This window comes from Streptomyces sp. NPDC048171, from assembly GCF_043202655.1.
In the GTDB taxonomy this organism is placed as follows: Bacteria; Actinomycetota; Actinomycetes; order Streptomycetales; family Streptomycetaceae; genus Streptomyces.
In genome coordinates this window covers 116,256-137,984 of record NZ_JBIDAU010000015.1, presented here as the reverse complement: position 1 = coordinate 137,984, position 21,729 = coordinate 116,256, and the positions used below count along the sequence as shown (strand labels likewise).

The following is a 21,729-nucleotide window of genomic DNA, read 5'->3' as shown; positions in this document are numbered from 1 at the left end:
CTGCGAACGGCCTTCAGTCCTCCGAATCCAGCCCAAGGGGCAGCCATGACGGACCACTCCACGAAGTACGTCGCCGCGATCGACCAGGGCACCACCTCCAGCCGCTGCATCGTCTTCGACCAGGACGGTGCGATCGTCGCCGTCGACCAGCGCGAACACCGCCAGATCTTCCCCAAGCCGGGCTGGGTGGAGCACGACGCCACCGAGATCTGGTCCAAGGTGCAGGCGGTGGTCGCCGGGGCGATCGCCAAGGCCGGGCTGCGCGCCGACCAGCTCAGCGCACTGGGCATCACCAACCAGCGCGAAACGACCGTGCTGTGGGACCGGGCGACCGGCAAGCCGGTGCACAACGCCATCGTGTGGCAGGACACCCGTACCTCGGCGCTGTGCCGCCAGTTGGGCGGCACGGACGGGCAGGACCGTTTCCGCGAGTCGACCGGTCTGCCGCTGGCCAGCTACTTCTCCGGGCCGAAGGCGGCCTGGCTGCTCGACAACGTGCCCGGCCTCAGGGCCCGCGCCGAGCGCGGCGAGATCGCCTTCGGCACCATCGACTCCTGGCTGATCTGGAACCTCACCGGCGGCACCGAGGGCGGGCGGCACGTCACCGACGTGACCAATGCCGGGCGCACCATGCTGATGGACCTCCGCACCCTCCAGTGGGACCCGGCCATCCTTGCGGCGATGAACATCCCCGAGGCCGTGCTGCCCGAGATCAGGTCGTCGGCCGAGGTGTACGGCACCGCCGTCGGCCAGCTCGCCGGCGTGCCCGTGGCCTCCGCGCTCGGCGACCAGCAGGCGGCCGTGTTCGGACAGGCCTGCTACGACGTGGGCACGGCGAAGAACACGTACGGCACCGGCAGCTTCCTGCTGCTCAACACCGGTGACCGGCCGGTGCCGTCGAAAAGCGGGCTGCTCACGACCATGGGCTACAAGATCGGCGACGAGGCGCCCGTCTACTGCCTGGAGGGTTCGATCGCCGTCACCGGCGCGCTGGTGCAGTGGTTCCGCGACCAGCTCGGCATCATCCGCGACGCGGACGAGATCGAGCCACTGGCGGCGAGCGTGGCGGACAACGGGGGCGCCTACATCGTGCCCGCGTTCTCCGGACTGTTCGCGCCGTACTGGCGTTCCGACGCGCGCGGGGTGGTTACCGGCCTCACCCGGTACGTCACCAAGGCGCATCTCGCGCGGGCGGTGCTGGAGGCGACGAGCTGGCAGACGCGTGAGGTCGTGGACGCGATGTACCAGGACTCGGGGGTGCGCATCACGGCTCTGAAGGTCGACGGGGGCATGACCAAGAACGGGCTGCTGATGCAGCACCAGGCGGACGTGCTGGGAGTGCCGGTGATCCGGCCCCGCGTCTCCGAGACGACCTGCCTCGGCGCGGCGTACGCGGCCGGGCTGGCCACCGGGGTGTGGGACGGTCTCGACGCCCTCCGGGCGCACTGGCAGCGGGACGCCGAGTGGGCACCGGCGATGGAGTCCTCGGTGCGCGACCGCGAGTACCGCAACTGGCGCAGGGCGGTGGAGAAGAGTTTCGGCTGGCTGGAGGACGAGGACGGGCCGGGTCCGGGTCCCGCCGACTGAGGGTCGGGCCGGGGGCGTTTCGGGGTTCTCCCTGATGTTCGTGACATTCCGCTCGGATTGGATGGGAATCACGGAGCGCGATGACCGTCGCGTCCGAGCATCAGAGGCGTCAGGGGGAAGCCGATGACTGATCGAGTGCGCCCGTCGGGGCGGCAGGGTGACACGGGGAAGCGGGGCGGAGCGGGACTCCGGGCGGGCGTGGTGGCGTCGGTGTGCGCGCTGGTGGCCACCGGCACCGTCGCGGCGGTGCCGGCCGCGGCCCGCAGCGCGGACGACCAGAGGGACGGCTTACGCGGCGGGCACGCCGCGACTCGGGCGGCGTTGGACGCGATCGTCGCGGAGGGCACACCCGGTGCGCTCGCCGGCGTACGCGAAGGCCGTCACCGGTGGTCCGGCGACGCGGGCGTGGCGCACCTGGGTACGGGCGAACAGCGCCGTCCCGCCGACCACTTCCGGATCGGCAGCCTCACCAAGACCTTCACCGCGACGGTGCTGCTGCAACTGGACGCGGAAGGCGTCCTCTCGCTCGACGACACCGTCGAGGACTGGCTGCCGGGTCTCGTGCGGGGCCAGGGCAACGACGGCCGAGAGGTCACCCTGCGCCACCTGCTCAACCACACCAGCGGCATCTTCAACTACAACCGCGACGCGGGCTTCCTCGCCAAGTTCACCGGCGAGTCCTTCCTCGTCCACCGCTACGACGGGGCCACCCCCGAAGAGCTGGTGGGCATCGGCCTGTCCCACCCGCCGCTGTTCGCTCCCGGCACCGGCTGGGCCTACTCCGACACCAACTACATCCTGGCCGGCCTGGTCATCGAGAAGGCCACCGACGACGACTACGCCGACCAGGTCGAGCGGCGGATCATCGAACCGCTGGGGCTCCGCTCCACCGTCGTGCCCGGTTCGTCGTCCGCCCTGCCCCGCACGCACGGCAGGCACTACTCCAGGCTCTACGACGACACCCCGAACGCCCCCGTGCACGACGTCACGGAGTTCAACCCCTCCGTCGCCGGTGCCGCCGGCGAGATCATCTCCAACACCCGCGACGTCAACCGGTTCTTCGGCGCACTGCTCCGCGGCGAACTGCTGCCCCGGCGGCAGATGAAGGAGATGTTCGCGGCGGTGCCCATCGTCGAGGAGGAAGCAGAGGAAGGGGAGGAGGAGCCGACGGCGACGCGGCGGACACCCGACCCCACCGAGGGCGCCGCCGTCTACGGGCTGGGGATCCGGGGCGACACACTCTCCTGCGGTGTGACGGTGTGGGGCCACGGCGGCCAGGTCCCCGGCTCCCTGTCCCGAGTGGCGGCCACCCGCGACGGCCGCCACGTGCTGACCCTCAACAGAAACGGTGACTGGGGCAGCCAGGCCGCCGAGGACGCGGTGCTGGAGGCGGAGTTCTGTGACCGGTGACCGGCGCCGGTCAGGTCGTGACGACCCGGCGGCGGTCGGCCGCCTGGGCCATCGCGTGCTGGACCACGCCGACGAGGACATCCTTGACCGATTCCCGGTCACGCGCGTCGCACATCACCACGGGCACATCGGCGTCCAGGTCGAGGGCCTGGCGGACGGTCTCGGAGGGATAGCGGGCCGAGCCCTCGAAGCAGTTGACGCCGACCAGGAACGGGATGGACCGCCGTTCGAAGTAGTCGATGGCGGCGAAGCAGTCCTCCAGGCGCCGGGTGTCGGCCAGGACGACCGCCCCCAGTGCCCCCTCCGACAGCTCGTCCCACATGAACCAGAACCGCTCCTGGCCGGGCGTGCCGAACAGATAGAGCACCAGGTCCTCGCGCAGCGTGATGCGTCCGAAGTCCATGGCCACCGTGGTGGTGTGCTTCTCCTCCACCCCGCTCAGATCGTCGACGGGCCGCCCGGCCTCGGTGAGGAGTTCCTCGGTGCGCAGGGGCCGGATCTCGCTGACCGCGCCGACCAGGGTGGTCTTGCCCACGCCGAAGCCGCCGGCCACGAGGATCTTGAGGGTGACGGGCTCGACCGGCGGCTTGCCGCGCTGGGAACGCCCGAAGATCATCGGTCTCTACTCCTTAACGTGCCGCTCGACGAGCCGACGGGAGGGTTCACAGTGCCCTCAGTCCATTGATCACGTCGCGCAGAATGTTCTCGTCCGGCAGTTCGGCCGGGGGTACGGGCCGGTTGACGTGGACCAGGTCGACGTCCACGAGGTCGCCGACCAGGACCCGTACGACCCCGATCGGCAGGTCGAGTTCGGCGGCGAGTTCGGCGACCGACTGCGGGGTCTCCCGGCACAGTCCGACGATGTCCACGTGCTCCGGCGAGAGGGTGACGTCCGCCTCGGGGTCGTCCGCGTGGGGTTCCGTGACGACCACCGCGATCAGGTCGAGGCGGTGCTGGGCCGCGCTGGTGGTGCGACCGCGCGTCATGGCGTACGGACGGACGACGGGGCCGGCCTCGTCGTCGAACCAGTGGTTTCTTCCCTGACCGTCTGCGCTCATGTCATCCCACTTACCCGCCCGAGGGCACATCGGTGCGTGGAGCGGTGGCCAGGTGTGCGCCGACACGCTTGACGAGGAGGGTCATCTCGTAGGCGACCTGGCCGACGTCCGAGTCGGCGTCCGAGAGGACGGCGAGGCAGCTGCCGTCGCCGGCGGCGGTGACGAACAGGAAGGCCTCGTCGAGTTCGACGACCGTCTGCCGGACGCTGCCCGCCTCGAAGTGGCGGCCCACGCCCTTGGCGAGGCTGTGGAAGCCCGACGCCACTGCGGCCAGGTGCTCGCTGTCCTCCCTGGTCAGGTCCTTGGACGCACCCGTCGCCAGGCCGTCGCCGGACAGGACGACTGCCTTGCGGATGCTCGCGACCCGGTCGACCAGGTCGTCGAGGAGCCAGTTCAGCTCCCCGGACTTGGTCGCGCTGTGGCCGATCGCCTTCGGTGCGGTCATCGACCGTCCCCCTCTGTCGTTCCTCGTGGTGCTGTTGGTGCGGTGCCGCCGGGGACGTCGTCACCCGCGGCGTTCTCCTCGCGCCCGCGCCGCCAGCCGCGCTGGAGTGAGGCCATCCGGCTGCGGACCTCGTCGGCGTCACGGTCGGCGGGGTCGGAGCGGTCATCGGACGGTTCGGGCCCCTGCCGGAGCTGGGGCGCGAGGTTGGCCTGCCGTACGCGCCGGGGCAACGCACCGGACTCCTCGGCGTCGGCGTCCCGGCCTTCGGCTCGGCCGCCTGGAAAGGCGCCGCCGCCGTCACGGCCCGCGGGCTGTCCGCGTTTCCGGCGGGAGGGCAGCGCGGGCGGTTCGTCCGCTCCCGCCCGCGGTGCGGCCGGGACGCGAGTGCCGTCGGTGTCCGCGTCCGCCGGGGGCTGGTCGTCCGTCCTGTCCCGGGTGTCCCGTGAGGGGACCGGGCGGCCGTGCGAACTGACCAGCTTGGGGGTGCGGCGGCGGGGCAGCGGGAGGGGTGCGTCCGCGTCGGCCGGGTCGTCGTCCTGGCCCGGCCGGCCCGCCGAGCCGTGGTCGTCGTCGGCCGCGGCGAGCGAGCGGCGCGGGCGGAACAGGCCGCCGCGTTCGCCGTCCTCGTCGTCGAGCCCGCCCGGCAGGCCGTCGAGGGCGTCCAGGTCGACGGGCGCCTCCAGTTCCACCGGACCGTCCAGCAGCGCGGCCGGGCGCTCCGGCAGCCGTGCCGGCACGTGGGACAGGGCCGACCGACGGCTCTCCTCCCGCCCCTTCTCCTTGACGTGCTGGGGGCGGTCGAGGCGGAAGCCGATGCCGTTGGTGTCGGGGGCGTCGTCCGAGAGCAGCGCGTCGGGGACGAAGACGACCGCGGTGGTGCCGCCGTACGGGGAGGGCTGGAGGGAGACCCGGACGTTCTGCCGCTGGGCGAGCCGGCTGACGACGAACAGGCCGAGACGGTCGGTGTCGGACAGCTCGAACTCGGGGGTCTCGGCGAGCCTGAGGTTGGCGTCCAGGAGGGCGTCGGCCGCCATACCGAGGCCGCGGTCGTGGATCTCCAGGGTGAAGCCGTTGGCGACGCGCTCGCCCAGGACCTGGACGGCGGTGTGCGGCGGCGAGAACACCGTGGCGTTCTCCAGGAGTTCGGCCACCAGGTGGGTCAGGTCGGCGACCGCCGGTCCGGTGACGGCCACCCGCGGCAGCCTGCGGACCTCGATGCGCTCGTAGTCCTCGACCTCGGCGACGGCGGCCCGCACCACGTCCATGAGCTGGACGGGCCTGCGCCACTGCCGGGACGGGGCGGCGCCGGAGAGGATGACGAGGCCCTCGGCGTGCCGGCGCATCCGCGTGGTCAGGTGGTCGAGGCGGAACAGGTCAGCGAGTTCCTCGGTGTCCTCGGTCCTGCGTTCCATGGTGTCCAGCAGCGTGAGCTGCTTGTGCAGCAGCACCTGGCTGCGGCGCGCGAGGTTGACGAAGACCTCGGAGACACCGGCGCGCAGTTCGGCCTGCTTGACCGCGGCCTCCACGGCGGCCCGCTGCAGCGTGTTGAGGGCCTGGCCGACCTCGCCGATCTCGTTCTTGTCGTACTCCAGGCGCGGCACCTCGGTCTCCACGTCGACCTCCTCGCCCGCGGAGAGGCGGCGCATGACGCTGGGCAGCCGCACGCCGGACGCCTCGTGGGCCTCCAGTCTCAGCTGCTTGAGGTCGCGGATCAGGGAGCGGCCGACGCGTACCGAGAGGAAGAGGGAGTAGAGCAGGGCGATCAGGCCGAGCGCACCGGCGACGACCACCTTGGCGATGACGTTCGTCGCGACCGGGTCGACCCGGTCCTGGTAGCGGTCGGCCGCGTCGTCGTCGAGGGCGCCGAGTTCTTCCAGGACGCTGCCCGCGGCGGTGTCCCAGCTCTTGGCGGTGACGCCGCTGGGCGTTCCGGCCCCGGTGGAGAGGGCGGCCTCCTCGGCGGTCCGCAGCGGGGCGGAGGAGGCGTTCTTCCAGAAGCGCTCGTAGCGGCCGCGTTCGGCGGAAGGCAGCAGCGGCAGGTTGATGCCGTACATCAGGGTGCGCTGCGCCACGAGGTCGGAGACGTCCCGGATCTCGGCGCGGGTGAGCCGGCCGGTGACCAGGGCGGAGCCGAGGAGGGCGTCCTCGCGGGAGAGGAGTTCGCGGGCGCGGGAGAGATTGACGAGCGCACGGTACTGCTTGTCCAGACCGACGTTGTCGACGACGTTCAGACTGGCGAGCAGGTCGTGGCAGGGGTCGACCAGGCGGTTGTAGAGGCCGAGCGCCTGCGCGCGGTCGACGGTGCCGTCCTCGACGCTGCGGCGCAGCGAGCCGATGCCGTCGAAGGCGTCCAGTACGGCGGTGAGCCGCTCCTCCTCGGCCTGTCCCAGGTCGTCGCGCACGCCGTCGTCGGCGGCGTTGCGGCGGATCTCGGCGACGGCGTCGTCCGTGGCGGCGCGGCTGCGCTGGAGGGCGGCGAAACCGTCGGAGGCGCGCGGGTCGGCGAGGTGGACGAGGGTCTGTCGGCGTTCCTGCTGGAGGACGCGGACGGTGTCTTCGATCGGATAGCCGATCTCCTCGACGACGGTGGAGACGCTGAACAACCGTTCCGCCTCGCGTCCCGTGAGTACCGTGGCGAACGCCCAGATCGCGGTCAGGGACACCAGCGGCACGAGAAGCAGCGCCACGATCTTCCGGCGGATCGACTTCCCGCGAAAGCGCATGGCCTCCCCCAGCTCGATCCCCCTCCGGCAGGGGGTACACATGTGCGTCAACAAACGGCGCGAGCCTACTACTGACGCATACGTAACTCGAAGGCCCGTCCGGCGGACGAACCTCCGAGCCGGGGGACGGCGATGGTCAGTTGTCCGGTCATTGCGGGAGATTGCCTCCCGGGATCGGGGTGTGCGGGGAGGGTTCGGCTCGGGCTCGACCGGGCGGATTGGCCGAAATTCTTCGACTGCGCGGGCCTTTCGGGAATCTTGGGCGCCCCTGGTTCGTCGTTCACTACGGGAAATGGAGGCGGAATCGGCCACAGGAGCCGCATCCAGCCTCTGGGCGGCGTAAAGCAGCGCAAGCCGGGCAGCCAGAGGGGAGCCGTGTCGTGGGACACGGTCGAGCTGTCTGCTGGCGGTGGGGAGTGACATGTCGATGGGCACGGCGGAGCGGCGCGGTGCGCCCGAGGACGGCGGTGCGGCCCGGGTGACCGCCCGATCGGCCCCCGAGGCACCGGATCGCGACATTCCGGCAGCCGGTACGGGCAGAGCGGCGCGGGACCGGCCGGAGGGACCGGGGAGGCGGGCGGGGCGCGAGCAGCCGTCCGGTTACCGGCCGTTGTGGAGGGAGGAGCCCGCGCGGCGGCGCCGGCTGCCGGATCCGGTGCGCACGGCGGCCGTCCGCGCGGTGATCGTCGTCGCGGTGACGCTGATCATGGCGATGGTGGCCTTCCTGTGCACGATGGCGGAGTCGTGGCTGGCGTTTCCCATGGTGATCGGCAGCGTGGCGGGCACGGTGGTGGCCACGTGGGGCGTGCTGGACGTGTGGGTGACGCGGCAGGTCTGGAACCAGCGGCACGGCGTGGTGTCGGAGCCGAGCAGCACAGCGCGGGCCATGCGGCGCGAGCGTCGCCGGGCCCGGCGCCAGGCGCGGTCCGCCGAGCGGAGCCAGGAGCGGATACGCCGGCGGGGCGGTGGCGCGAGCCGCCTGTCACACCCTTGAGCACGCCCTTGAGCGACTGCGCGGCAGCGGCCCGCTGGGCCGGAGGCCCGTTCCGGGCGCCGTGGGCGGGCGGCGACGCGCCGCACGCCGGCCGGGTGGTTCCGCCGACGCCACCCGCCGGGTCACGCCTCACCGCCCGCCCGGGCCCGCCCCGCCGACGGTCACCGGGGTCATCCCGGCCTCCTCGGCGGCGAGTTCGCGGCGGGCCCGCATGAACGGGCGGGGCCGGTCCACGGCGAGCACGGCGGTCGTACGCCCGTCTCGTTCGTAGCGGGCCAGGAAGCCCTCCACATCAGGCGTGCCGCCGGCGATCCCGCCCTCGGTGATGCGCACGGTGTCGCCGTCCCGGCGCCGCCCGGCGAACTGGAGGCGGGAGCCGTACTGGTCGGACCAGAAGTACGGCACCGACCTCGCGCTCTCGAGCGTGCGTCCGGCGAGGAGGTTGCGCACCGCGGCCCGGGGCTGCTGGGTGGCGGAGGTCCAGTGCTCCGCACGGGAGCCGCCGACGCGGGCCACGTCGCCGACGGCGACCACCTGCGCCAGGGCGGTCACGCAGCCGTCGTCGCACAGGACGCCGTCGTTCAGGAGCAGCGGCGAGCCCGCCAGCCAGGCGGTGTTGGGGGTGGCACCGATGCCGACGATCACCACGTCCGCGGGCAGCGCGCGTCCGTCGGTGAGGTCGACCCCGGTGACGGCCGCCGTGCCGCGCAGCGCGGCCACGGACGCGCCGGTGACCAGCCCGACCCCGGCACGGCCGTGCAGGGTGGCGCAGACGGCGGCCAGTTCCGCGCCGAGGTGCGGCACGAGTGGCATCGCGGCCGCCTCGACGACGGTGACGGCGTGGCCGAGGGCGGCGCACGAGGAGGCGGTCTCGGCGCCGACGAAGCCACCGCCGACGACCACCACCCGGCACGGACCGCGGGTGAGGCGCGCGCGCAGGGCGCGGGCGTCGTCCAGGGTGCGCAGGGTGTGGACCCCGGCGAGGCCGCCGCCCTTCAGGCGCCGTGCCGATGCCCCGGTGGCGACGACGACGCCGTCCGTGGACACGGTGCGGCCGTCGTCGAGCAGTACGGTCCGCCCGCGGGCGTCCAGGCCGCGGGCGCGGACACCGAGCAGCCAGTCGGCGTCCAGTTCGGCGGTCTCCTCGGCGTCGGTGAGCGCCAGGTCCTCCTCGTCGGCCCGGCCGGTGAGGAACTCCTTGGACAGGGGCGGCCGGTCGTAGGGCGGGTGGGGTTCGTCGCCGACCACCACAAGGCGTCCGTCGAACCCCTGGGCCCGCAGTTCCCGGGCGGCGTACAAGCCGGACAGGGAGGCACCGACCACGGTCACGGTCCTCATGCGGCGCTGCCCTCCTCCGCGGCGAGATGGACGTGGACGAAGCCGTCCTCGACGCTCACGCGGTGGGTGCGCACCGCCCGACGGGCCGGGAGGCAGGTCGGCAGGCCCGTGCGCAGGTCGAACGAGGCGGCGTGCAGCGGGCATTCGACCAGGCATCCCTCCAGCCAGCCCTCGGAGAGAGAGGCGTCCTGGTGGCTGCAGGTGTCGTCGACGGCGTAGAGATCTCCGTCGTCGGTGTGGAAGACGGCGATCGGCGGACTGGTCTCGACGCGGGTGGACCCGCCCTTGGGGAGGTCTTCGAGACGGCAGACGGGAATCATGGGCTCCCCTCTCGGTCCGGAACGCGTGGTTCGGCGGGGTGCGGAGCGCGTACCCTTCCGGGATCCGGACGCTTCGGTAACATGATGTTTCACATGGCGCATTGGAGAGCGCTATGCGCAACAGAATCCGGGCGGGCGCCCGTGGCGTCAAGGGCTTCCCGCAGATGCGGCCCGATCGGGCCGCCAGGTGGTGAGAGTTGAGCCATGACCCGCACACAGCAGCAGCCCGACCCTGGTGAGGACCGCGTGGAGAACAAGCAGTCAGGCAGGGGCGCCGTGAGCGGCGTGCAGTCGGTGGACCGCGCCGTGACCGTGCTGGAGATCCTCGCCCGGCTCGGGGAGGCGGGTGTCACCGAGATCGCCGACGAACTGGACGTGCACAAGTCCACGGCGTTCCGGCTGCTCGGCGTGCTGGAGAACCGCGGTCTGGTGGCGCAGGAGAAGGAGCGCGGCAAGTATTACCTGGGCGCCGGCGTGCTGCGCCTGGCGGGGGCGGCGGCCGTACGGCTGGACATCTCGCAGGAGGGCGTGCCCGTCTGCCGCGAACTGGCCGACGAACTCGGCGAGACGTCGAACATCGCGGTGCTGGACGACGACGCGGCGGTCAACGTCATGCAGGCCCGCGGCACCGCCTCCGTCACCGCGCAGAACTGGCTCGGCCGGCGCACCCCGCTGCACGCCACCGCCAGCGGAAAGGTACTGCTCGCCCACCTGCCGGCCACCCTGCGCGAGGGGCTGCTGGCCCGCCCGCTGCACCGGTTCACCGAACACACCGTCACCGGCGCGTCGGTGCTGCGCGGCGAGTTGGAGACGGTGACCGCGCAGGGCTACGCGATCACGCAGGAGGAGCTGGAGATCGGGCTCGCGGCCGTGGCGGCGCCGGTGCGCTCGCACGACGGCAAGGTGATCGCCTCGATCAGCGTCTCGGGCCCGGTGTACCGGCTGACGCCGGAGCGGTTGCCGGACCTGGCCAAGCGCGCGCTGGCGGCGGGCGTCGAACTGTCCCGCCGCATGGGCTACGGCGACTGACCACGCTCCCACTCGGCGGGGCGGCCCCACTGAGCGCACCCACCCGGCGGGCGGCCCCGCCGGCGTCCGTCCGACGGCGCGGGACCCGAACTCCCTTGCGGGGCACGGGTCCCGCGCCGTCCCGTGTCCGGTGTGTTTCGCACCCCGCGCCCGCCGCCCGCTCGTTTTGCCAAGGGTTAACCCGTACCTCTTGACGGCCCCTCGACGGCGTTCCCACTATGTTTCTCATCGCGCAACCCATCGTGCAATGCGCAACAGCAGAGGAGCTTCTCGTGTCACACGAGGTCCGTGCCGTAGTCGCTGTGAAGAGGGGCGCACCCGTCGAGGTGCAGACGATCGTCGTCCCGGATCCCGGGCCCGGCGAGGTTCTGGTCGCGGTGCAGGCCTGCGGGGTCTGTCACACGGATCTGCACTACCGCGAGGGCGCGATCGCCGACGACTTCCCGTTCCTGCTGGGCCATGAGGCGGCCGGCACCGTCGAGGCGGTCGGCGAGGGCGTCACCGACCTCGCGCCGGGCGACTACGTGGTGCTGGCGTGGCGGGCGCCCTGCGGTGGCTGCCGGTCCTGCCGCCGCGGCCGTCCCTGGTACTGCTTCGATTCCCGCAACGCCGCCCGTCCGATGACCCTGGTGGACGGCACCCCGCTGACCCCCGCCCTCGGCATCGGCGCCTTCGCCGAGAAGACGCTGGTCGCAGCGGGCCAGGCCGTGAAGGTCGACCCGGCCGCCCGGCCCGAGGCGGCCGGTCTCGTCGGCTGCGGGGTGATGGCCGGTTACGGCGCCGCCGTCAACACCGGCGGCGTCGGCCGCGGCGACTCGGTCGCGGTGATCGGCTGCGGCGGCGTGGGCGACGCGGCGATCGCCGGTGCCGCCCTGAACGGCGCGATGAAGATCATCGCGGTCGACGTGGACGGCCGGAAACTGGACCGGGCGGAACGGTTCGGCGCGACGCACACCGTCGACTCGCGCGGCACGGACCCGGTGGAGGCGGTCCGCGCCCTCACCGACGGCCACGGCGTGGACATCGCGATCGACGCCGTGGGCCACCCGGAGACGTTCCGCCAGGCGTTCTACATGCGCGACCACGCAGGAGTGCTGGTCCAGGTCGGCGTGCCCACACCGGAGACGACGGTCGAACTGCCGCTCATCGACGTGTTCTCGCGCGGCGGTGCGATCAAGTCGTCCTGGTACGGCGACTGTCTGCCGAGCCGCGACTTCCCGTTCCTGATCGACCAGTACCTGTACGGGCTGCTCGACCTGGGCGCCTTCGTGTCGGAGACGACGACGCTGGACCGGGTGGAGGAGGCGTTCGGCCGGATGCGGCGCGGCGAGGTGCTGCGCTCGGTGGTGGTCCTGTGAGCACCCGCGGCCTGCGGCCCCCGCCACGCGTGGTGGTCATCGGCGCGGGCGTCGTCGGCTGCTCCCTCGCGGACGAACTGACCGCGCGCGGCTGGACGGACGTCACCGTCCTCGAACAGGGCCCGCTGCCCGCCCCCGGCGGCTCCACCTCGCACGCGCCCGGCCTCGTCTTCCGGACCAGTCCTTCGCGCACCCTGACGGCGTTCGCGCGGTACACCGTCGAGAAGTTCACGTCCCTCACGTGGGACGGCGCCCCGTGCTTCCAACGGGTCGGCGGCCTGGAGCTGGCGACCACACCGGAACGCCTCGCCGACCTGCACCGCAGGGCCGGATACGCCGCCTCCTGGGGCGTGACCGGCGAGATCGTCGACGCCGCCCGCTGCAAGGAACTCTGGCCGCTTGTCGACGAGTCGGTGGTCCTCGGCGGATTCCACACCCCGGGGGACGGGCTGGCCCGCGCCGTGCCCGCATGCCGCGCCCAGCTGGACCGCGCCACCGCGCGGGGGGCCCGTTTCCTGGACCGGCACACGGTCACCGGAATCGAGCGGCAGGACGGCCGGGTCACGGGCGTCGTCACCGACCGCGGCACCTTCCCCGCCGACCACGTCGTCTCGGCCGCCGGATTCTGGGGACCGGTCGTCGGCCGCATGGCCGGGGTCGACGTGCCCCTGCAACCGCTGGCCCACCAGTACGCGAGGACGGGCCCACTGCCCGAGCTGAGCGGCGCCACCGAGGAGGCGTCGAAGCCGATCCTCCGCTTCCAGGACCGCGACCTGTACTTCCGTGAGCACGGCGACCGCCTCGGCGTCGGCTCCTACGCCCACCGGCCGCTGCCCGTCGACCCGTTCGCCGTGCCCGGCTACGACGAGTCACGTGCCCGGCACATGGACATGCCGTCGTCGTACCCCTTCACCCCGGAGGACTGGGCGCCGAGCTGGGAGGACTGCCGCCGGCTGATGCCCGCTCTGCGCGACTCGGACGTCGAGACGGGCTTCAACGGCGTCTTCTCCTTCACCCCGGACGGCATGCCGGTCCTCGGCGAATCCCGTGACCTGCGGGGCTTCTGGCTCGCGGAGGCGGTGTGGGTCACCCACTCGGCCGGTGTCGCCAAGGCGGTCGCCGAGTGGATGGTGAACGGGCGGCCGTCGCTCGACGTCCACGAGTGCGACCTCACGCGCTTCGAGGAGGCGCAGCGGTCACCGGCGTACGTCCGCGAACGCGGCGCGCAGCAGTTCACCGAGGTGTACGACGTGATCCACCCGCTCCAGCCGATGGAGCGGCCGCGTCCGCTCAGGGTCAGCCCGTTCCACGCGCGGCAGCGGGAGCTCGGCGCGTACTTCCTGGAGGGCGGCGGCTGGGAACGCCCGCACTGGTACGAGGCCAACGCCGGGCTCGCCCCGGACGCGCGCCTTCCCGAGCGCGACGCCTGGTCGGCCCGGCACTGGTCCCCGATCGCGGCGGCGGAGGCGCGGGTCACCCGCGAGCGGGTCGCCCTGTACGACATGACGCCGCTGCGCCGCCTGGAGGTCACCGGGCCGGGCGCCCTCGCCTTCCTCGACCGCATGACCAGCAACAACCTGCGCAAGAAGCCCGGCGCGGTCACCTACACCCTCCTCCTCGACGAGACCGGAGGCATCCGCTCCGACCTCACCGTCGCCCGCCTCGCCCCCGACCGCTTCCAGGTCGGCGCCAACTCCCCCGCCGACCTCGACCACCTGCTGCGCCACGCGCCCGACGACCTGCACATCAGGGACATCACCTCCGGCACCTGCTGCGTCGGCGTCTGGGGCCCGCTCGCCCGCGACCTCGTCCAGCCGCTGACGCCGGACGACTTCTCGCACGAGGCGTTCGGCTACTTCCGCGCCCGGGAGACGTACCTCGGCCACGTCCCGGTGACCGCGATGCGCCTGAGCTACGTCGGTGAACTGGGCTGGGAGCTGTACACCACCGCCGACCTGGGTCTTCGGCTCTGGGACACGCTGTGGGAGGCCGGCCGGGACCTCGGCGTGATCGCCGCCGGACGCTCGGCCTTCAACTCCCTGCGCCTGGAGAAGGGATACCGAGCCTGGGGCACGGACATGACCGCCGAGGACAACCCGTTCGAGGCCGGTGTCGGCTTCGCGGTCCGCATGGACAAGGCGGACTTCGTCGGCAGGACCGCGCTGGCCCGCGCGGGCGAGCCCGGCCGACGCCTGACGCCGCTGCTCCTCGACGACCCGGCGGCGGTGGTCCTCGGCCAGGAGCCGGTCCACGTGGACGGCGCGCCCGCCGGGTACGTGACCAGCGCGTCGTACGGCTACACACTCGGCCGCTGTGTCGCGTACGCCTGGCTCCCCGCCGGACTGGCCGCCGGCACCGGTGTGCACGTGGAGTACTTCGGCGAGAAGGTACCCGCCACGGTCGCCGAGGAGCCGCTGTTCGACCCGAGGATGACCCGTATCCGCCGCTAGGACGCCAGGAGGCCCTACTTGTCCCCCACCTACGACGTGATCGTCATCGGCCTCGGCGGCATGGGCAGCGCCGCCGCCCACCACCTGTCCGCGCGGGGCGCCCGCGTGCTGGGCCTGGAGCGGTTCGGCCCCGTGCACAACCGGGGCTCCAGCCACGGCGGTTCCCGGGTCACCCGGCAGTCGTACTTCGAGGACCCGGCGTACGTCCCCCTGCTGCTGCGCGCCTACGAGCTGTACGCCGACCTGGAGCGGGCCACCGGCCGGGACATCGCCCTGCTGTGCGGGGGCGTGATGGTGGGCCGGCCCGACTCCTGGACCGTGTCCGGCTCCCTGCGGTCGGCCCGCGAGTGGGACCTACCGCACGAGATGCTGGACGCGCGCGAGATCCGCCGCCGGTTTCCGACGCTCGCCCCGCGGGACGACGAGGTCGCCCTGTACGAGGCCAAGGCCGGCCTGCTGCGCCCCGAGAACACGGTCGCCGCCCATCTCCAGCTCGCCACCCGTCAGGGCGCCGACCTGCACTTCGAGGAACCGGTGACGCGTTGGGAGCCGTTCCGGGACGGCGTCCGCGTGCACACCGGCGAGAACACCTACACCGCCGGCCGGTTGGTGATCTGCCCGGGTGCCTGGGCGCCGCGGCTGCTCGCCGACCTCGGGGTGCCGTTCACGGTGGAGCGGCAGGTCATGTACTGGTTCCAGCCCCGGAACGGCATCGGCCGCTTCCTCCCGGCCAACCAGCCGATCTACGTCTGGGAGGACGCGGCCGGCGTCCAGGTGTACGGCTTCCCCGCCATCGACGGTCCGGACCACGGCGCCAAGGTCGCCTTCTTCCGCAAGGGGCAGGTCACCACCCCGGAGGCCATCGACCGGACCGTGCACGACCACGAGGTCCAGGCCATGGCGGACCACATGTCCGGCCGTATCCCCGATCTGCCCGGCACCTTCCTCAAGGCCGCCACCTGCATGTACACCACCACAGCGGACGAGCACTTCGTCATCGCCCGCCATCCCGCGCACCGCGATTCGGTCACCGTGGCCTGCGGATTCTCCGGGCACGGCTTCAAGTTCGTGCCCGTCGTCGGCGAGATCCTCGCCGACCTGGCCCTGACCGGTGACACCGCGCACCCGATCGGTCTCTTCGACCCCGCTCGCCTCACCGCCGCGCCCGCCCGAGGAGCCAGCACGTGACGACGACCCCCCTGTCCCCCAGCCTCGTCGCGACCCTGCCGGGCCGCTACTACACCGACCCGGAGATCTTCCGTCAGGAACAGCGGGAGGTCTTCGAGTCGCTGTGGTTCTGCGCCGTCCGCGGCGCCGACCTGGAACGGCCCGGCGCCTTCCGCACCGTGCAGATCGGGTCCGAGAGCGTCGTCGTCACCCGCACCCGTACGGGCGCGCTGCGCGCCTTCCTCAACATCTGCCGCCACCGGGGCGCCCGGCTGTGCCTGGAGGAGTCGGGCGAGGTTCGCCGCAACCTCCAGTGCCCGTACCACGCCTGGACGTACGACCTCGACGGACGGCTGATCGCCGCGCCCGGCCTGACGAAGATGCCGGACGTCGACCGTGCCGCGTACGGGCTGGCCGAGGTCGCCCTGCGCGAATGGCTCGGCTACGCCTGGGTGTGCCTGGCCGACGAGCCGCCCTCCTTCGAGGAGACGGTGCGCGGCGCCGTCGTCGAACGGCTCGGCGACCCGGCGGCGATCGAGCGCTACGGGACGGAGCGGCTGGCCCTCGGCCGACGCGTCCGGTACGACGTGCGGGCCAACTGGAAGCTGATCGTCGAGAACTTCATGGAGTGCTACCACTGCGCCACCATCCACCCCGAACTCACCGACGTGCTGCCCGAGTTCGCCGACGGCTACGCGGCCCAGTACTACGTGGGCCACGGCGCCGAGTTCGGCGAGGAGGTCAAGGGCTTCACGGTCGACGGCGGCGAGGGCTTCGACCGGCTGCCCGAGGTGGCGGAGAGCCAGGACCGCCGCTACTACGCCGTCACCGTCAGGCCGACGGTCTTCGTCAACCTCGTACCGGACCACGTGATCCTGCACCGCATGTTCCCGCTCGCCGAGGACCGCACGGTCGTCGAGTGCGACTGGCTGTACGCCCCCGAGGTGGTGGCGTCGGGGGCGGACCTGTCACGGTCGGTGGAACTGTTCCACCGGGTCAACACGCAGGACTTCGAGGCGTGCGAGCGGACCCAGCCCGCGATGTCGTCCCGCGCCTACCGCGGGGGCGGCGTGCTGGTGCCGACCGAGCACCACATCGGGCTCTTCCACGACTGGCTGCTGGAGCGGCTAGGAGGGTGACTGGGCGGGGCGTTTGAACATCCGGGTGGCCGTGATCTCGCTGTGCACCGGCTCGCCCTCCCCCTCGGCGGCCGGGGCCGGCTGGGGCAGGCCGGGCCGCAGGTGCTCCTCGACGCTGATGTACTTCAGGCCGGCCCTGAGGTCGGCGTCGTTGCGCAGCCGGATGACCAGCGGGAACTCGGCGAGCGCGGTCGTGTCGAACAGGCCGGTGGTGTACAGCAGCTGGACGCCGAGGGCGTCGGACACGGCCCGCTGGAGCTCCAGCAGGTAGGTGGCGTTGGCGCGCCCGATGGGGTTGTCGAGGAACAGGGTGCCGGCGTGGCGGTGCCGGTCGCGGCCCCGGTCGTTGCTGCGCAGCGCGGCCATCGTGCAGTACAGGGCGATGGCCGCGGTGAGCAGCTGACCGCCGGAGAAGACGTCGCCCATCTGGCCGACGGGGACGCGCTCGGCGCGCAGCACGGCGTCGGGCTTGAGGATCTCGACGGCGACGCCCTTGGGTGCCAGGGCGGCGGCGACGCCCCGCAGCAGCAGGGACATGCCGTCGCGGCGCAGGTCGGAGTTCTTCTTCACGGCGGCGCGGGTGGCGTCGTCGACCACCTCGCCGAGCCGCTCGGTGAGGGTGGCCTGGTCGGGCTCCTCGAAGCGGATGCGCAGGAACTCCTGACCCGACCACTCCCCCAGCCCTTCCGGCAGCCGGGAGAGGCGCTGGGCGGAGCGGAGGGTGGCGAGGGCCGACTCGACGAGGCCGCGCAGCCGGTCCACGATCGAGTCGCGGTTGCGCTCCAACTGCGCCAGTTCGTCGGTGAGGACGCGGAGCCGGGGCGCGAAGGCGTCCGCCCACTTGGCCGCGTGCTCCGGCAGCGTGGCGGCGGGCAGCTCGCGGATCTGCTGCCGCGCGGGGGTGCGGACCTGCTCGTAGCGGGTGGAGTTGGCGTGCCGGACCAGGACGTCGCTCGCCTCGCGGACCCCGGCCTCGGCGGCGGACAGGTCGGCGGCGCAGCCGCGCAGCGAACGGCGGGCCTCACCGGCCGACTGGCGGGCCTCCTCCAGACCGCCCGGATACGGCTCGGGCTCTTCCTGCTCCTCGTCGGCCGCGTGCTCGCGCAGCAGGTCGCGGAGCATGGCGGCGGTCTCGTCGAAGCCGCCGGCGGCGTCCTCGGCGGCGCGGTGCGTGTCGAGCAGGCCGGCGTGGGCGTCTCGGGCCTGGGTGAGCGCCTCGGTGTGGGAGGCGAGTTCGGCGGTGGCCGTGCGCAGCAGGGTCTGGGCGTGGTCGGCGTCGCGCGGGAGGAGTTCCCCGGGCAGCTCGGTGTGGGCGTCGCCCTCCTCGGGCGCGTGCCGTTCGGCCTCGCCGCGCAGGCGGCCGAGCTGTTCGCTGGCGCTCGACATGCGGGTCTCCAGGAGCTGCACCAGCTCCTCGGCGCGAGCGGCGGCGGCCTGCCGGGACGGTCCGTCGGAGCCGTCGGGCGACTCCAGGAGCTGTCCGGCGCGGGTGCGTACCTTGTTGCTGAGCCGGTCCAGGTCCCCGCGCGCGGCGCTCTCGTCGCTCTCGGCGCGGGCCTGTTCGGCGCGCAGGTCGGCGCCGACGCCGACCTTCTCGTACACCTGGGACGCGGCGCGGTAGGCCTCGCGCAGGTCCGGCAGGGACGCCTTCGGCGCGTCCGTGCCGTTGCCCGGCGTGTCCGGTCCGTCCTCGGGTACGTCGTCGGGGGCGCCGGCGATCTCGGAGCGCTCGGCGCGCAGCGCGCGGGCGGTGCGGCGGGCGTCGTCGGCGGCGCGCTGGGCGGCGCGGCGGTCCTCGTCGGCCGCGCGGGCCCGGTCCAGGCAGGCCTGGGCGCGGGCCTCTGCCTCGGCGCCCTCGTCGGCCAGTTCCCGCAGGCGGACCTGCCAGCCCGCCCGTTCGCGCAGCCGGAAGGCGAGCCCGGCGAGGGCGTCGGCAGCGCGGCGGGCCTTCTGCGCGGCCTCCTGCCGTTCGTCCCGCAGGTGCACGGCCTCGGCGGCGGCCTCGTCCGCCTCGGTCCGCGCGGTGCGCGCCTCGGTCAGTTCGGCCTCGGCCTCGGCGGCGAAGGAGCGCGCCTCCTCGGCGGCGCGGGCGAGTTCGGTGAGGCGTCCGGCGGGGCAGCCGGTGCGCCAGGAGGCGAGCCGGGCGGCCAGCTCGCGGTCCTTGCCGAGCCGGGCGGCGAGGGTGCGGATCTCCTCGTCCCGCCGGGTCGCCCGCGCGCGCAGCGCGTGCCGCTCCTCGTCGGCCGCGTGCTCGTCGTGCATCGCGGGGTTCGGCGGTACGAGGAAGACGTCCCCGGCGTCGGAGTCGGGGGCCGGGGTGGGGGCGAGCAGGGCGGCGGCGGTGCCGACGGCGACGGCCGAGCGCGGGAGCAGGGCCGCGTCGCCGAGGACGTCGCGCGCGCGGGTGTGCGAGTCGGGGTCGGTGATGATGACGCCGTCGACCAGTTCGGGCCGGGCGGCCAGCACGCGCGCGTGGTCGGCGGGGTCGACGGCCTGCGCGAGGTAGCGCCAGCCGGGCAGGGCGGGGATGCCGTGCTCGCCCAGGAATTCCACGGTGGCCAGCACGTCGGGGCCGGGCGGCAGCAGTCCGCCGTCGCCGAGCGCGCCGAGGATGCGGGAGTCGTCGGCGGCGGCGGTGCGCAGGTCGAACAACTGGCGTTCGGCGGAGGAGACGGTGTCGTCGAGCAGTTCGCGCAGTTCGTCGGCGAAACGGTCGAGTTCCTGGGGCGTCAGGGCGCCGTCGGCCCGCGCGGGCGCGGGCTCGTGGTCGGCGTCGTGGCGGGGCTGCGGGATGCCGGGGCGGGTGCCGGCGGTGAGGCCGAGCAGTTCCGCGAGGCGTTCCTCGGCGGCCAGCGCCTCGGCTGTGCGGCGCTCGGCCTCGTGGGCGCGTTCGGCCGCGGTGGCGGCGTCGGCCGCGCGGGCGGCCGTCAGTTCGGCGCGGCTCTCGGTGGACGCCGTCTCGCGCGCGTGCTCCGTGGCCCGGCGTGCCGACTCACGGGCTGTGTCCCAGGCCGCGACGGTGCTCTTCTCGGCGTCGCTGGCGGCGAGGGCCGCGCGGGCGGGGTCGGCGTCGGGCGCGCTGTCGTCGAGCCAGCCGGCCCGGACCGCTTCGGTGGTCTCCTGCTCGACCTCGGTGAGGCGCTGGCGCAGGTGCCCGACCTCGCTGCGGGCGCGCTGCGCCTCGGTGGCGGCGGTGGTGGAGTCGCGGTGCGCCGCGTCGCTGACCTCCTGGAGGGCGGCGGACCGCTCTTCCTCCTCGTTGGCGTGGCCCTCGGCCCGGCCGGCCGCCGCGTGCAGGGCGCGGACGAGGTCGACGGCGGCCCTGGCGCGGGCGGCGAGCGCGGGGGCCGCGTCCCGCTCGGCCTCCTGGATGGCGGCGGACACGCGGGCGACGCGGTCGGCGGCGGCGCGGTGGCGCAGTACGGCCTCGGCGGCCTGCCAGGCGGAGTGCAGGGTGCGCGCGTCGGCGAGTTCGCGCTTCTGGGCGGCGGCGGACTTCTCGGCACCGGTCAGGGCGAGCGAGGCGTGCCGGTAGGCGAGTTCGGCGGCGATGAGGGCGCTGCGGTCGCGGGCCGACTCGGCGTGGGTGACGGCGCGGGCGGCGGCGGTGACCCGCTGGGCGAGGTCCGAGGCCCTGACCCGCTCCTGGGCGGCGCGCGCGGTGAGCCGCCGGGCGAGGGTCCTGGTCCGGCGTTCGGCCGCGGTGTGGATGTCGCGCGCGCGGGTGCGGACCTCGGCGGCCTCGACGATCCGGCCGAGGAGGTCGACGGACCCGGCGGTGAAGTCGCGTTCGGCGATCAGCTCGGCCCGTCGGCCCAGCTTGTTGCCGAAGCCGCTCACCAGGTCGGCGAGTCCGTCGGTGTCACGGGTGTCGGTGACCGCGCGCAGCAGCAGGTCGGTGAAGTCGGCGTCCTTCTTGACGGCGAAGAGGCCGGCGGCCTCGCCCTCGTCGGCGTTCATCTCGCGCTGGTAGCGGAAGAGTTCGGGGTCGAGGCCGAGGTCGCCGAGGTGCTCGATCCAGCGGTCGTGGATCTCCTCCCAGTGCACCTCCAGGTGCGGGTAGGCCTTGGCGGCCTCGGTGAGGGCGTCGCGGAAGCCCTTCATGGTGCGCCGCCTGCCCTGGGCGCCGGAGACGCCCTCCACGGGCGGGCGTACGGCGGTGGCCTCGGCGACGGGCAGGTTGTCCAGGGTCAGTCCGGGCCCGGGCCGGAAGGAGTACCAGGCCTCGGCGAACTTGCGGGGGTCGTTGGAGACCTGGCGGCCGCGCCACTCGCTGGCCTTGCCGACGACGACGCACTCGCCGCTCTGCACGTGCTGCCACTCCAGCGCGACGTGTCCGCAGTCGTCGGCGAGCAGGAACTTGCGCAGGACGCCCGAGCTGGCGCCGCCCAGGGTGTTGCGGTGGCCCGGCAGCATCACCGAGAAGATCAGCTTGAGCAGGACGGACTTGCCGCCGCCGTTCTCCAGGAACAGCACCCCCGCTGGGGCGGGGCGGCGCGGGGGGCCGACCGGCTCCTCCTCGAAGAACTCCGCCTGCGTGGGCGCGGGGTCGGGCACGGGCTCGCCCACACCGCGCAGGTCAAGCACGGTGTCGGCGTAGCGCGCACCGGCGGGTCCGATGGAGTAGAGGCGGACCCGGGACAGCTCGTACATGGCGGACTCTCGTAAGTCTTCGGGAAGTCGGGGAGGCGGGGAGGTGGGGCTGCGGTGG

Annotated in this window: 15 protein-coding genes; 8 read left to right on the top strand and 7 right to left on the bottom strand. The window is 73.4% G+C overall.

The features are described from left to right. Positions 1-45: 45 nt before the first annotated feature. Positions 46-1,587, top strand: coding sequence for a glycerol kinase GlpK (gene glpK, locus ACGF3J_RS34655; protein ID WP_161329006.1), 1,542 nt, complete (start codon positions 46-48; stop codon positions 1,585-1,587). A 123-nt stretch (positions 1,588-1,710) separates the two neighbouring features. Then, the gene (locus ACGF3J_RS34650; protein WP_161329007.1) at positions 1,711-2,997 is read left to right on the top strand and encodes a serine hydrolase; all 1,287 of its coding nucleotides are present in this window, start codon (positions 1,711-1,713) and stop codon (positions 2,995-2,997) included. 10 nt (positions 2,998-3,007) lie between these two features. Here ACGF3J_RS34650 and ACGF3J_RS34645 read toward each other — a convergent pair whose 3' ends face one another. The 4 genes from ACGF3J_RS34645 to ACGF3J_RS34630 are packed head-to-tail and all read right to left on the bottom strand — an operon-like array spanning position 3,008 to position 7,223. Next, positions 3,008-3,613, bottom strand: a complete 606-nt coding sequence (locus ACGF3J_RS34645) for an ATP/GTP-binding protein (protein ID WP_161329008.1) — start codon at positions 3,611-3,613, stop codon at positions 3,008-3,010. 46 nt (positions 3,614-3,659) lie between these two features. Further along, on the bottom strand, positions 3,660-4,055 hold the full coding sequence (locus tag ACGF3J_RS34640; protein WP_161329009.1) for a DUF742 domain-containing protein: 396 nt from the start codon (positions 4,053-4,055) through the stop codon (positions 3,660-3,662). A 10-nt stretch (positions 4,056-4,065) separates the two neighbouring features. Continuing rightward, the gene (locus tag ACGF3J_RS34635) at positions 4,066-4,500 is read right to left on the bottom strand and encodes a roadblock/LC7 domain-containing protein (RefSeq protein ID WP_161329010.1); all 435 of its coding nucleotides are present in this window, start codon (positions 4,498-4,500) and stop codon (positions 4,066-4,068) included. After that, the gene (locus tag ACGF3J_RS34630; protein ID WP_393855563.1) at positions 4,497-7,223 is read right to left on the bottom strand and encodes a nitrate- and nitrite sensing domain-containing protein; all 2,727 of its coding nucleotides are present in this window, start codon (positions 7,221-7,223) and stop codon (positions 4,497-4,499) included. Before ACGF3J_RS34630 ends, ACGF3J_RS34635 begins: the two co-directional genes overlap by 4 nt. A gap of 427 nt (positions 7,224-7,650) precedes the next feature. Here ACGF3J_RS34630 and ACGF3J_RS34625 point away from each other — a divergent pair, with 427 nt between their 5' ends. Next, the gene (locus tag ACGF3J_RS34625) at positions 7,651-8,217 is read left to right on the top strand and encodes a hypothetical protein (RefSeq protein ID WP_393855565.1); all 567 of its coding nucleotides are present in this window, start codon (positions 7,651-7,653) and stop codon (positions 8,215-8,217) included. Positions 8,218-8,346: 129 nt separating this feature from the next. Here the strand turns inward: ACGF3J_RS34625 and ACGF3J_RS34620 are convergent, their stop codons facing one another. Continuing rightward, positions 8,347-9,555, bottom strand: coding sequence for an NAD(P)/FAD-dependent oxidoreductase (locus ACGF3J_RS34620; RefSeq protein ID WP_393855562.1), 1,209 nt, complete (start codon positions 9,553-9,555; stop codon positions 8,347-8,349). Further along, positions 9,552-9,875, bottom strand: coding sequence for a bifunctional 3-phenylpropionate/cinnamic acid dioxygenase ferredoxin subunit (locus ACGF3J_RS34615; protein ID WP_161329412.1), 324 nt, complete (start codon positions 9,873-9,875; stop codon positions 9,552-9,554). Before ACGF3J_RS34615 ends, ACGF3J_RS34620 begins: the two co-directional genes overlap by 4 nt. A 285-nt stretch (positions 9,876-10,160) precedes the next feature. Between ACGF3J_RS34615 and ACGF3J_RS34610 the strand changes: the two genes are divergently transcribed. From ACGF3J_RS34610 to ACGF3J_RS34590, 5 genes are all read left to right on the top strand, one after another. Then, the gene (locus ACGF3J_RS34610) at positions 10,161-10,904 is read left to right on the top strand and encodes an IclR family transcriptional regulator (protein WP_161329415.1); all 744 of its coding nucleotides are present in this window, start codon (positions 10,161-10,163) and stop codon (positions 10,902-10,904) included. 272 nt (positions 10,905-11,176) lie between these two features. Further along, complete coding sequence (locus ACGF3J_RS34605) at positions 11,177-12,262, top strand: S-(hydroxymethyl)mycothiol dehydrogenase (RefSeq protein ID WP_393855561.1); 1,086 nt, start codon at positions 11,177-11,179, stop codon at positions 12,260-12,262. Beyond that, a complete protein-coding gene (locus tag ACGF3J_RS34600; RefSeq protein WP_161332732.1) occupies positions 12,259-14,712 on the top strand; it encodes an FAD-dependent oxidoreductase in 2,454 nt (817 codons plus the stop codon). Before ACGF3J_RS34605 ends, ACGF3J_RS34600 begins: the two co-directional genes overlap by 4 nt. 18 nt (positions 14,713-14,730) lie before the next feature. Continuing rightward, a complete protein-coding gene (gene solA / locus ACGF3J_RS34595; protein WP_161332733.1) occupies positions 14,731-15,900 on the top strand; it encodes an N-methyl-L-tryptophan oxidase in 1,170 nt (389 codons plus the stop codon). Beyond that, positions 15,897-17,018 (top strand): aromatic ring-hydroxylating dioxygenase subunit alpha, encoded by a 1,122-nt coding sequence (locus tag ACGF3J_RS34590; RefSeq protein ID WP_161332734.1) that lies wholly within the window; start codon positions 15,897-15,899, stop codon positions 17,016-17,018. The genes solA and ACGF3J_RS34590 overlap by 4 nt, the downstream gene beginning before the upstream one ends. On the opposite strand, the gene ACGF3J_RS34585 is transcribed toward ACGF3J_RS34590, so the two are convergent. Continuing rightward, the gene (locus tag ACGF3J_RS34585; RefSeq protein WP_393855560.1) at positions 17,007-21,671 is read right to left on the bottom strand and encodes a hypothetical protein; all 4,665 of its coding nucleotides are present in this window, start codon (positions 21,669-21,671) and stop codon (positions 17,007-17,009) included. The two genes, ACGF3J_RS34590 and ACGF3J_RS34585, sit on opposite strands and share 12 nt — an antisense overlap. Between the last annotated feature and the right edge of the window lie 58 nt (positions 21,672-21,729).